Source organism: Saccharopolyspora antibiotica (assembly GCF_047200635.1).
Taxonomy (GTDB): domain Bacteria; phylum Actinomycetota; class Actinomycetes; order Mycobacteriales; family Pseudonocardiaceae; genus Saccharopolyspora_C.
Genome location: NZ_JBJZOI010000042.1, coordinates 1 through 10,293, shown reverse-complemented (window position 1 = coordinate 10,293; position 10,293 = coordinate 1). Strand labels below are relative to the sequence as shown.

Genomic DNA, 10,293 nt, shown 5'->3' with positions numbered 1-10,293 from the left:
CCGCGTCACTGGGCGTCGAGGTCCGAACCGACGAGTTCCGCGAGCTGGTCCAGGGCCGCGTCGGCGCCGTCGCCCTCGGCGGCGAGCACCACCTCGTCACCGTGCCCGGCTCCGAGCGTCATCAGCCCGAGGATGCTGCCCGCCTGCACCGGTTCGGTGTCGGACTTGCGGATGGTGATCTGCACGGACTGCGCCGCGGCGGCCTTGGCGACCAGCGCCGCGGGACGCGCGTGCAGGCCGACCTTGCTGGCCACGGTGACCCGTCGTTCGGGCATGGACTTCCCCTTCCTGGAGCGGCCTCTCGTGGTGGCCCGTCGGTGGTGGTGCGGGCGGGTTCAGGACTGGCCGGAACCCTTGCCGTCCTCGGTGGCGGCCCCCCGCTCGGGCGGTCCGTCCGAGGAGATCGTCCCCGTGCCGGTGCCGGGCGACGTCGCCGCCTCGGCGGCCGGGGTGCCCTGGCCCTCGTCGACCAGTGCGGAAGTCTCGCCGTCGGCCTCGCGGCCGGGGGTGCGCAGGTTCCACTTCGTGATGACGAAGCGGAACACGAAGTAGTAGATCACCGCGTAGCCCAGGCCGATGGGGATCAGCCACAGCGACCGCTGCGAGATGCCGAAGTTGAGCACGTAGTCGATGGCGCCGGCGGAGAACCCGAAGCCGGAGTGGATGTCCAGGAAGTTCACCAGCGCGTGCGAGGTCCCGGTGAGCACCGCGTGGACCAGCAGCAGCGGCCAGGCCACGAAGATGAACGAGAACTCCAGCGGTTCGGTGATGCCGGTGAGGAACGAGGTGAGCCCGACCGAGAGCATCACGCCACCGACGACCTTGCGCTGGTGGGGCGGCGCGCTGCGCCAGATCGCCAGCGCCGCGGCGGGCAGCGCGAACATGAAGATCGGGAAGAAACCGGTCTGGAAGGTGCCCGCGGTGGGGTCACCCGCGAAGAACCGGGCGATGTCGCCCTTCTCGCCCTGGTAGTCGCCGAACAGGAACCACACCACGTTGTTCGGGATGTGGTGCAGGCCGAACGGCAGCAGCAGCCGGTTGATCACGCCGTAGATGCCGCCGCCGATCACGGCGTTCGCGGTCACCAGGTCGCTGAACGCGGTCAGCCCGGCGTCGAACAGCGGGAACAGCAGGCCGAGCACGGTGCCGATGACCAGCATCGCGACCGCGGTCACGATCGGCACGAACCGGCGCCCGCCGAAGAACCCGAGGTAGTCGGGGAGCTTGATCCGGTGGTAGCGCTGCCACAACCAGGCCGCGACGAGACCGGCGATGATCCCGCCGAGCACCCCGTACGGGCCCTTGTTGAAGGTGGTGCCGTCCTCCTGCTCGGTGATCTGCCACATGACGCCGGAGAGCACCAGGTACCCGACGGCCGCCGACAGCGCGGTGGTGCCGTCCGCCTTGCGCGCGAAGCCGATCGCGACGCCGATGGCGAACAGCAGCGGCAGGTTGTCGAACAGGGCGCCGCCGGCGGCGCCGATCACCCCGGCGACGGTCTGCAACCCCCCGACGCTGCCCAGCAGGTCATCCTGGCCGAGCCGCTGCAGCAGCGCCGCGGCGGGCAGCACTGCGATGGGCAGCATGAGGCTCCGGCCGAGCCGTTGCAGCAGCGCGAAGCCCTTCGAGCTCGCGCCGCCGCTCGCTGAGCCGACGGTCATGGGGCTACCTCCTCGGGTGGGCGGCCGGTGCTCCCGGCCTGGGTTCGCAGGGGCATCGTGACTTGGTAGGCGTCGCCGCGGTACCACGAGCGCGTGTCCTCGACCGGGGCGTCGCGTGCGGTGGAGATCCGGCGGAACACCAGCAGCGGGCTCCCCGGCCGCACGCCGAGCAGCGCCGCGGTCTCGGCGTCCGCGCCCTCGGCGAGCACGGTCTGCATCGCGTGCTCGAGCCGGATCCCGTAGTGCAGGTCCAGCAGCGAGTACAGCGATTCGGTGAGGTCGAGGTCGAGCAGCCCGGGCGCCGCGCCGGGGTGGAACCAGCCGCGCTCCACCGCCAGCGGTGCGCCGTCGGCCTTGCGCAGCCGGGTCAGCCAGTAGGCGGGCTGGCCGGGGGCGAGGCCGAGGGCCTCGGCGGTGTCCGGCGGAGGCGGCAGCTCGGCGTGGCCGAGCACCGCGGTCTCGGGTTCCAGGCCGCGGCTGCGCATGTCCTCGGTGAACGAGGTCAGGTGCAGCCGGACGTCCACGCGCGGCAGCGCGGTGAAGGTCCCCTTGCCGCGCACCCGCACCAGCAGGCCCTCGGCGACGAGCTGCCCGATGGCTTCGCGGACGGTGAGCCGGGAGACCCCGTAGCGCAGGGTGAGATCGCGTTCGGAGGGCAGCGCGGAACCGGGTCGCAATTCCCGGGTGGCGATCTCGCGCAGGATTTCGCGCAGCTGGGCGTGCTTGGGCGTGGGGCCGTCGAGCAGCGTGTCCGCTGCGCTGCGCTGGGCCACGTCACCCTCCCTGATCAGGCCTTTCCGGCCGCCCCGCGGTGTCGGCCGGATCGATCCGGGTGCTCGGCGGGAAGTCGCTCCACCGGGTGAGGATCATTGGTACTGTCCGGTCTATACCAGTTGATGCGGAAGAATGCTGCCTCACACGGATGGGTGTCAAGACGAGGTTGTTTTTGTTGCCGCTTCGACACTCGGTAACGCAAGATCGACCAAGTGCGGGACCCTTTCGGATCGACGCACCAACAACCGGACGGACCACTCCGCCGGGAGGACGAAGGGAGCACGGGTGGCTGAGAACAAGGCCGCCGCGATCCTGGCCGCGCTGGGCGGCGGGGACAACGTGGTGGAGATCGAACCGTGCATCACGCGCCTGCGCTGCGAGGTCCGCGACGACGCGCGCGTCGACGAGCCCGCGCTGAAGTCGGCCGGTGCGCACGGGGTGCTGCGGCAGGGCTCGGTCGTGCAGGTCGTCGTCGGCCCCGAGGCCGACACGCTGGCCGCGGACATCGAGGACCTGTTGTGAGCACCGAGGTCCGGAGTCCCGTGGCGGGGCTGGCGGTGTCGTTGACCGATGTGCCGGACCCGGTGTTCTCGCAGGCCATGGTCGGGCCGGGCGTGGCGGTGAAACCGGCCTCCGGCCGGGCCGACGCGGTCGCCCCGATCGCCGGGACGATCGCCACGCTGCACCCGCACGCGTTCGTCGTCGCCGCCGCGACCGGCACCGCGGTCCTGGTGCACCTCGGCATCGACACGGTCCAGCTCAAGGGCGAGGGATTCGCGCTGCACGTCGCCAAGGGCGATGTCGTCGAGGCGGGCCAGCCGGTCGTGTCCTGGGATCCGACGGCGGTCGAGGAGCACGGCTACTCCTCGGTGTGCCCGGTGATCGCCCTGGACCTGCCCCCCGACGCCCTCGGCGACCTCCGCGAGGACGGCCAGGTGACGGCGGGGGACCCGCTGTTCACCGTCGAGGGCTGACCGCGAGGGGAGCGGCCCGCTGACCCGTCCCCGCGGGCGGGCGGGCCCTCCGGATCGCGTTCGCCCGCGCGGCCGACTCGCCGGGGCGCGTCCGCCCCGGGTGCGCCCCGCCGGGGGGCCAGGCTGTGCGGCGTGGACGTGGTGGTGGCGCTCGCCGGTGGCGGGCTCGGGGCGGTGGCCGGACGCGCCGGGCGGCGATTGCTGGCGTCGCGGCTGGTCGGCCTCCCCGTGCCGGGGTACCGGTGCGAGGCCGGGGTGGGGCTGCTGTGGGCGGTGCTGGCCGCCCGGATCGCCTCCGGGGCGGTCCCGCTGAACTGGGCCCCGGTGCCGCTGCTGCTCGGCTGGGCCGGGGTCCTGCTGGCGGTCGCCGATCTGCGGGCGCACCGGCTCCCGGACGCGCTCACGCTGCCCGCGCTCCCGCTGGCCTGCGCCCTGGTGGCGCTCGCGGGCGGGGCCGGGGCGCTGCGCGCCGCCCTGCTCGGGGCCGTGCTGCACGCGGGCGCGTACGCGCTGGTGCGGCTGCTGGCGCCGGCGGCGCTGGGCCCGGGCGACGTGAAGCTGGCCGCCCCGCTCGGAACCGTGGTGGGCGCGGTCTCGCCGTCCGCCGTGCTCGGCTGCCTCGTGAGCGCCGCGGTGCTCTCCGCGCTGCACGCCTGCTGCGCCCGCAGCCGCGCGGTGCCGCACGGCCCGGCGATGCTGTTGCCCGCGTGGCTGGTCGCGGCACTCGGCTCGCCCCCGGCAGGAGGCTGAGCGCTGCGGCACCCAGCGGGGCCGCCCGTCGGCGCGACGTGGCAGGATTTCGGTGTGTTGCGTTGGATGACAGCCGGAGAATCGCACGGTCCCGCACTGGTGGCGGTGCTGGAGGGCATGGTCGCCGGGGTGGAGGTGACCACCACCGACATCGCGACCGAACTGGAGCGCCGCAAGCTCGGTTTCGGGCGCAGCCCGCGGATGAACTTCGAATCCGACGAGCTGGAGATCATCGGCGGCGTGCGGCACGGCCGCACCCAGGGCGGACCGATCGCGGTCCGCATCGGCAACACCGAGTGGCCCAAGTGGGAACAGGTGATGGCCGCCGACCCGGTCGACGAGGACGTGCTCGCCGGCCTGGCTCGCAACGAGCCGCTCACCCGCCCCCGGCCCGGCCACGCCGACCTGCCGGGGATGCAGAAGTACGGCTTCGAGGAGTCCCGCCCGGTCCTGGAGCGGGCGAGCGCCCGGGAGACCGCGGCCCGCGTCGCCGCGGGCACCGTGGCGCGCCGCTTCCTGCGCCAGCTGCTCGGCGTCGAGATCGTCAGCCACGTCGTGAGCCTCGGCTCCGTCAGCGTCGCCGGGGAGGCCCTGCCCGGCCCGGAGGACCTCGCCGCGATCGACGAGAACCCGGTCCGCGCCTTCGGCGACGAGGCCACCGAGCGGATGATGGCCGAGGTGGAGGCCGCCAAGGCCGACGGCGACACCCTCGGCGGCGTCGTCGAGGTCATCGCCTACGGGCTGCCGCCGGGGATCGGCTCGCACGTGCACTGGGACCGCAAGCTCGACGCCCGCCTGGCCGGGGCGCTGATGAGCATCCAGGCCGTCAAGGGCGTGGAGATCGGCGAGGCCTTTGCCAACGCCGCCCGCCGGGGCAGCGCCGCGCACGACGAGATCTACCCCGCCGAGGGCGCCCGCTGGGTCGACCGCGGCAGCAACCGCGCGGGCGGGCTCGAAGGTGGCATCACCAACGGCGAACCGCTGGTGGTGCGGGCCGCGAAGAAGCCGATCTCCAGCCTGCCGCGCGCGCTGGCCACCGTGGACACCGACACCGGCGAACCGGCTCAGGCCATGCACCAGCGCTCCGACATCACCGCCGTCCCCCGGGCGGCCGTGGTCGCCGAGACGATGGTCGCGCTGGTGCTCGCCGAGGCGGTGCTGGAGAAGTTCGGCGGCGACTCGCTGCCGGAGACCCGCCGCAACGTGGAGGGCTACCTCGCCGCGCTGGCCGAACGGGCCGAGAAGCGGCAGGTGCGGTGATGTCCCCGCGCGCCGTCGTGATCGGACCGCCCGGCTCGGGCAAGACGACGGTCGGCAGGCTGCTCGCCGAACACCTCGGCGTGGGGTTCCGCGACACCGACGACGACGTGGTGCGGGCCGCGGGCAAGCCGATCCCGGAGATCTTCACCACCGACGGGGAGCCCCGCTTCCGGGAGCTGGAGGAGCGGGCGGTGGCGACCGCGCTCGCCGAGCACTCCGGCGTGCTCTCCCTCGGCGGCGGCGCGGTGATCTCCGAGCGCACCCGGCAGCTGCTCGCCGAGCACCCGGTGGTGTTCCTGTCCGTCGGGCTCGCCGAAGGAGCCCGCCGCACCGGCCTCGCCCAGTCCTCCCGTCCGTTGCTGGCGGGGGTGAACCCGCGCGCCACCTTCAAGGCGCTGCTCGACGAGCGGTTGCCGCTGTACCGGGAGGCCGCCGACCTGGAGCAGCCCACCGACGGGCTGGAACCGTGGCGCCTGGTGGAGCTCGTGGCGGAGGGTCTCGCGCGGATTCGTCCGGGCGGCGCCGCCCCCGCGCCCGGGGCGTGAATAATCGCGGGGGAACACCGCGGGCCGCTCGGCGGCCCGGCAGGCGGGTGCCGAGTCGCGACTGAATGAGTGGGAGAACGATGTCCGAACCGGTGCGGATCAGGGTCGAATCCGAACAGCCCTACGACGTGGTGGTCGGGCGCGGCCTGCTCGGGGATCTCGTCGAGCTGCTGCGCGGGACCTCGGTGGTGGCGCTGCTGCACCAGCCGAGCATCACCGCGACCGTGGAGGCGGTGCGCGAGGAGCTCGCGGCCGCCGACGTTGACGCACACCGGGTCGAGATCCCCGACGCCGAGGAGGGCAAGAGCCTCGCGGTGGCCGGGTTCTGCTGGGAGGTCCTGGGCAAGATCGGCCTGGACCGCGGCGGGGTCGTGGTCTCGTTCGGCGGCGGCGCGGTGACCGACGTGGCCGGGTTCATCGCCGCCACCTGGATGCGCGGCGTGCGCGTGGTGCACGTGCCGACCACCCTGCTGGCCATGGTCGACGCGGCCGTCGGCGGCAAGACCGGCATCAACACCGAGGCGGGGAAGAACCTCGTCGGCCTGTTCCACGAGCCGACCGCGGTGCTGGTCGACCTGGCCACCCTGGAGAGCCTGCCGCGCAACGAGCTCATCGCGGGCAGCGCGGAGATCGTCAAGACCGGCTTCATCGCCGACCCGCGGATCCTGGAGCTCATCGAGCAGGACCCGGAGGCCGCGCTGGACCCGCGAGGCGAGGTCCTCGGCGAACTGGTGCGCCGCTCCATCCAGGTCAAGGCCGATGTCGTCGCCGCCGACCTCCGCGAGTCCCACCAGCGCGAGATCCTCAACTACGGCCACACCCTCGGCCACGCCATCGAGCGCCGCGAGCGCTACCGCTGGCGCCACGGGGCGGCCGTCTCGGTGGGTCTGGTGTTCGCGGCCGAGCTCGCCCGGCTGGCGGGCCGCCTCGACGACGCCACCGCCGACCGGCACCGCCGGGTGCTGGAGCTGGTGGGCCTGCCCACCAGCTACGACCCGGACGCGCTGAGCCAGCTGCTGGACGCGATGAAGCTGGACAAGAAGTCCCGCTCGGGAGTGCTGCGCTTCGTCGTGCTCGACGGTCTGGCCAAGCCGGGCAGGCTGGAGGGCCCGGATCCGTCGCTGGTGGCGGCGGCCTACTCGGCGGTGACCGGCGGCGAGCGCAAGCAGGCGGGCTCGGAGGTCTTCCTGTGAGGGTGCTGGTGCTCAACGGCCCCAACCTGGGCCGGCTCGGCTCCCGCGAGCCCTCGATCTACGGTGCCACCACCTACCCGGGCCTCGTGGCGCTGTGCGAGCGCACCGGGGCCGAGCTGGGCCTGGAGGTGGAGGTCCGGCAGACCGACCACGAGGGCGAGATGCTCGGCTGGCTGCACGAGGCCGCCGACGCCGGGGTGCCGGTCGTGCTCAACGCGGCGGCGTGGACGCACTGCTCCGTCGCGGTCCGCGACGCCTGCGCCCAGCTCACCTCGACGCTGCTGGAGGTGCACATCTCCAACGTGCACAAGCGGGAGCCGTTCCGCGGCCACAGCTACCTCTCCGACATCGCCACCGGCGTGCTCGTCGGCCTCGGCGTGCGCGGCTACGCGCTGGCCCTGCGCTGGATCGCCGAGGAGGGCACCGCGCGGGCGTGACCCGCGGCGACGCGCCTCGGACCGCCGGACGCGGCTCCTGGACCGGGTCGCGACCGGCAGTCGCCGGGCCCCCTGGCGCGTCGGGAGAGCCCTCCGCACGTGCTCCGACGGGCCCGCCCGTGCGGTCGGGCGGGCCCGTCCCGCTCGGCGTCGCCGCCGCTCCGGTGGCGCCTTCTCGCGGAACGGGCGGGCGCACCGGTCCTCGTCGTTAAGCTGGTGCCCATGCCCGAGATCCACGCCCACCGCCGCCGCTCCCTGCGCGCCCTGCTCCGCGACGCGGAGCTGGACGCCCTCCTGGTGACCGACCTGCTCAACATCCGCTACCTGACCGGGTTCACCGGCTCGCAGGCCGCGCTCGTGGTGCACGCCGCCGACGAGCCGGGAGCCGAGTCCGGGACGGTGTTCAGCACCGACGGCCGCTACCGGACCCAGGCCGCGAAGCAGGTCCCGGACCTGGAGCGGGTCATCGAGCGGCCGAGCGAGCGCGTGATCGCCGGGCACCTCGCCGCCCGCTCCGGGCACTACCGGCGCACCGGCTTCGAGAGCGGGCACGTCACGGTCGACGGGCACGAGGAGCTCGCCGCGGTCGCCGCCGGAGTCGAGCTGGTCCGCGCGCCCGGCCTGGTCGAACGACTCCGGCTGATCAAGGACGCGAGCGAGGTGGAGGCGATCCGGATGGCCTGCGCGGCGGCCGACCGGGCGCTGGCCGACCTCGTCGAGCACGGCGGCCTGCGCCCCGGACGCACCGAGCTGGAGGTGGCCCGCGAGCTGGAGGCCCGGATGCGCGAGCACGGTGCCGCCGGGCCCGCCTTCGAGACGATCGTCGCCGCGGGCGCGCACTCCGCCGTTCCGCACCACCGGCCCACCGGTGCCGAGCTGGCCGCCGGGGACCTGGTGAAGATGGACTTCGGCGCCCTCGTCGACGGCTACCACTCCGACATGACCCGCACGGTGGTGCTGGGTGATCCGGCGGACTGGCAGCGCGAGATCTACGAGCTGGTGCGCACCGCGCAGGCCGCGGGCCGGGACGCGGTCCGGGTCGGCGCGGACGTGCGCGAAGTCGACGGTGCCGCCCGCGAGGTGATCGACCAGGCGGGGCACGGCGAGCACTACCCGCACGGCCTGGGGCACGGCGTCGGTCTCGAAATCCACGAGGCACCGGCGTTGTCCCAGCGGGGTGCCGGTAGGATCGAAGAGGGGATGGTGGTCACCGTCGAACCCGGCGTGTACTTGCCGGAGCGTGGCGGGGTCCGCATCGAGGACACCCTGGTCGTGCGCGACAGCACACCGGAACTCCTCACCTTGACGACCAAGGAGCTCGTCGCCGTCTGAGCGCGGTGCGCGTGCGGCCGATGTTGACCGGTGGCGCCGCAGCCGGCTCAGCTGTCAAACCGCAGCCCGCATCACATGGAGAGACCGGACACGTGGCATCCACGAACGACCTCAAGAACGGACTCGTGCTCAAGATCGACGACCAGCTCTGGTCGGTCGTGAACTTCCAGCACGTCAAGCCGGGCAAGGGCGGCGCCTTCGTGCGCACCACGCTGAAGAACGTGCTCTCCGGGAAGGTCGTCGACAAGACCTTCAACGCGGGGGTCAAGGTCGAGACGGCGAACGTGGACCGCCGCGAGATGACCTACCTCTACGACGACGGCACCGACTTCGTCTTCATGGACAAGGACACCTACGACCAGCTCAACGTCTCGCGCGCGGTCATCGGTGACGCGGCGGACTACATGCTGGAGAACAGCAACGTCGTGATCGCCCGCCACGAAGGCGAGCCGCTGTACGTCGAGCTGCCCGCCTCGGTGGAGCTGACCGTCTCGCACACCGACCCCGGGGTGCAGGGCGACCGCTCGACCGGCGGCACCAAGCCGGCGTCCCTGGAGACCGGCGCGGAGATCCAGGTGCCGCTGTTCCTCAACACCGGCGACAAGGTCAAGGTCGACCCGCGCGACGGCCGCTACCTGGGTCGCGTCAACAGCAAGTGAACCGTGCCCGCCGCGCCCGCGGCCCCGCCGGTCCCGCCGGCCGGGCCGCGGTGCGCGCTGGGCGGGGCGCAGCGGAAAGAGAGAAGTGAGTTGGGCTCACGGAGCAAGGCCCGCAAGCGGGCGGTCGACGTGCTGTACGAGGCCGACCTGCGCGGTCTCGACGCGGTGACGTTGCTGTCCGAGCGGCTCGCCGCGCCCGAGGCCGCGCCCGTCACGGACTACGCGGTGGCGTTGATCGAGGGCGTGGCGGGCAACCGGCAGCGCATCGACGACGTGCTCGTCGAGCACGCCGAGGGCTGGACGCTGAGCCGGATGCCCGCGGTGGACCGGGCCGTCCTGCGCCTGGGCCTCTACGAGCTGCTGTGGAGCGAGGACGTGCCGCCCGCGGTGGCCATCGACGAGGCGGTGGAGCTGGTGAAGGCGCTGTCCACCGACGATTCACCGCGGTTCGTCAACGGCGTGCTGGGTCGCATCGCCGGGATCGGCGACCGGCTGCGCGCCTCGATCCGCAACCTGGAGGCCGCCGAGGCCGCGGCGCGGGAACGCGCCGAGTCCGACGCGCAGAGCTGATCCGGGGCGGAGCTGACCCGCGCTTCCCGCCCGCGAGCGGGGAGCGTCCGGCGCTCCCCGCGCACCTACGGCCGCGGGGGGGGGGGGGGGGGGGGGGGGGGGGGGGGGGGGGGGGGGGGGGGGGGGGGGGGGGGGGGG

The 10,293-nt window shown here is 73.6% G+C and carries 13 protein-coding genes; 10 read left to right on the top strand and 3 right to left on the bottom strand.

Features of this window, described 5'->3' with window-relative positions:
* Window positions 1-5: 5 nt before the first annotated feature.
* Genes ACL03H_RS23705 through ACL03H_RS23695 form a run of 3 tightly spaced genes read right to left on the bottom strand, consistent with a single transcriptional unit; the run spans window position 6 to window position 2,434 of the window.
* Complete coding sequence (locus ACL03H_RS23705) at window positions 6-275, bottom strand: HPr family phosphocarrier protein (protein WP_412813524.1); 270 nt, start codon at window positions 273-275, stop codon at window positions 6-8.
* Window positions 276-335: 60 nt separating this feature from the next.
* Window positions 336-1,661 carry a PTS transporter subunit EIIC gene (locus ACL03H_RS23700; protein ID WP_412813523.1) on the bottom strand — a complete coding sequence of 442 codons (1,326 nt, stop codon included), beginning with the start codon at window positions 1,659-1,661 and terminating at the stop codon, window positions 336-338.
* Window positions 1,658-2,434 carry a GntR family transcriptional regulator gene (locus tag ACL03H_RS23695; protein WP_412813522.1) on the bottom strand — a complete coding sequence of 259 codons (777 nt, stop codon included), beginning with the start codon at window positions 2,432-2,434 and terminating at the stop codon, window positions 1,658-1,660. Before ACL03H_RS23695 ends, ACL03H_RS23700 begins: the two co-directional genes overlap by 4 nt.
* A 133-nt stretch (window positions 2,435-2,567) precedes the next feature.
* On the opposite strand from ACL03H_RS23695, the gene ACL03H_RS23690 reads away from it, so the two are divergent.
* The 10 genes from ACL03H_RS23690 to nusB all read left to right on the top strand — a co-directional run bounded on the left by ACL03H_RS23690 (window position 2,568) and on the right by nusB (window position 10,155).
* Window positions 2,568-2,957, top strand: coding sequence for a glucose PTS transporter subunit EIIB (locus ACL03H_RS23690; protein WP_412813521.1), 390 nt, complete (start codon window positions 2,568-2,570; stop codon window positions 2,955-2,957).
* Window positions 2,954-3,409 carry a PTS sugar transporter subunit IIA gene (locus ACL03H_RS23685; RefSeq protein WP_412813520.1) on the top strand — a complete coding sequence of 152 codons (456 nt, stop codon included), beginning with the start codon at window positions 2,954-2,956 and terminating at the stop codon, window positions 3,407-3,409. The genes ACL03H_RS23690 and ACL03H_RS23685 overlap by 4 nt, the downstream gene beginning before the upstream one ends.
* A 132-nt stretch (window positions 3,410-3,541) precedes the next feature.
* On the top strand, window positions 3,542-4,159 hold the full coding sequence (locus ACL03H_RS23680) for a prepilin peptidase (protein WP_412813519.1): 618 nt from the start codon (window positions 3,542-3,544) through the stop codon (window positions 4,157-4,159).
* 54 nt (window positions 4,160-4,213) lie between these two features.
* Window positions 4,214-5,419: a chorismate synthase gene (aroC, locus tag ACL03H_RS23675; RefSeq protein WP_412813518.1), complete on the top strand. Its 1,206-nt coding sequence runs from the start codon at window positions 4,214-4,216 to the stop codon at window positions 5,417-5,419.
* Window positions 5,419-5,964: a shikimate kinase gene (locus ACL03H_RS23670; RefSeq protein WP_412813517.1), complete on the top strand. Its 546-nt coding sequence runs from the start codon at window positions 5,419-5,421 to the stop codon at window positions 5,962-5,964. Before aroC ends, ACL03H_RS23670 begins: the two co-directional genes overlap by 1 nt.
* An 80-nt stretch (window positions 5,965-6,044) precedes the next feature.
* Window positions 6,045-7,157, top strand: a complete 1,113-nt coding sequence (aroB, locus tag ACL03H_RS23665) for a 3-dehydroquinate synthase (RefSeq protein ID WP_412813516.1) — start codon at window positions 6,045-6,047, stop codon at window positions 7,155-7,157.
* Window positions 7,154-7,594 (top strand): type II 3-dehydroquinate dehydratase, encoded by a 441-nt coding sequence (aroQ, locus tag ACL03H_RS23660; RefSeq protein ID WP_412813515.1) that lies wholly within the window; start codon window positions 7,154-7,156, stop codon window positions 7,592-7,594. The genes aroB and aroQ overlap by 4 nt, the downstream gene beginning before the upstream one ends.
* Window positions 7,595-7,816: 222 nt before the next feature.
* Window positions 7,817-8,926, top strand: coding sequence for a M24 family metallopeptidase (locus tag ACL03H_RS23655; RefSeq protein WP_412813514.1), 1,110 nt, complete (start codon window positions 7,817-7,819; stop codon window positions 8,924-8,926).
* Window positions 8,927-9,018: 92 nt separating this feature from the next.
* The gene (gene efp, locus ACL03H_RS23650) at window positions 9,019-9,585 is read left to right on the top strand and encodes an elongation factor P (protein ID WP_412813513.1); all 567 of its coding nucleotides are present in this window, start codon (window positions 9,019-9,021) and stop codon (window positions 9,583-9,585) included.
* 90 nt (window positions 9,586-9,675) lie between these two features.
* Window positions 9,676-10,155 (top strand): transcription antitermination factor NusB, encoded by a 480-nt coding sequence (nusB, locus tag ACL03H_RS23645; protein ID WP_412813512.1) that lies wholly within the window; start codon window positions 9,676-9,678, stop codon window positions 10,153-10,155.
* Window positions 10,156-10,293: the final 138 nt, after the last annotated feature.

Coding starts and splice junctions, on each gene's coding strand:
- ACL03H_RS23655 (WP_412813514.1), top strand. CDS start 7,817: ATGCCCGAGATCCACGCCCACCGCCGCCGCTCCCTGCGCGCCCTGCTC.
- ACL03H_RS23690 (WP_412813521.1), top strand. CDS start 2,568: ATGCTGCCTCACACGGATGGGTGTCAAGACGAGGTTGTTTTTGTTGCC.
- ACL03H_RS23700 (WP_412813523.1), bottom strand. CDS start 1,661: ATGACCGTCGGCTCAGCGAGCGGCGGCGCGAGCTCGAAGGGCTTCGCG.
- ACL03H_RS23705 (WP_412813524.1), bottom strand. CDS start 275: ATGCCCGAACGACGGGTCACCGTGGCCAGCAAGGTCGGCCTGCACGCG.
- ACL03H_RS23670 (WP_412813517.1), top strand. CDS start 5,419: ATGTCCCCGCGCGCCGTCGTGATCGGACCGCCCGGCTCGGGCAAGACG.
- aroB (WP_412813516.1), top strand. CDS start 6,045: ATGTCCGAACCGGTGCGGATCAGGGTCGAATCCGAACAGCCCTACGAC.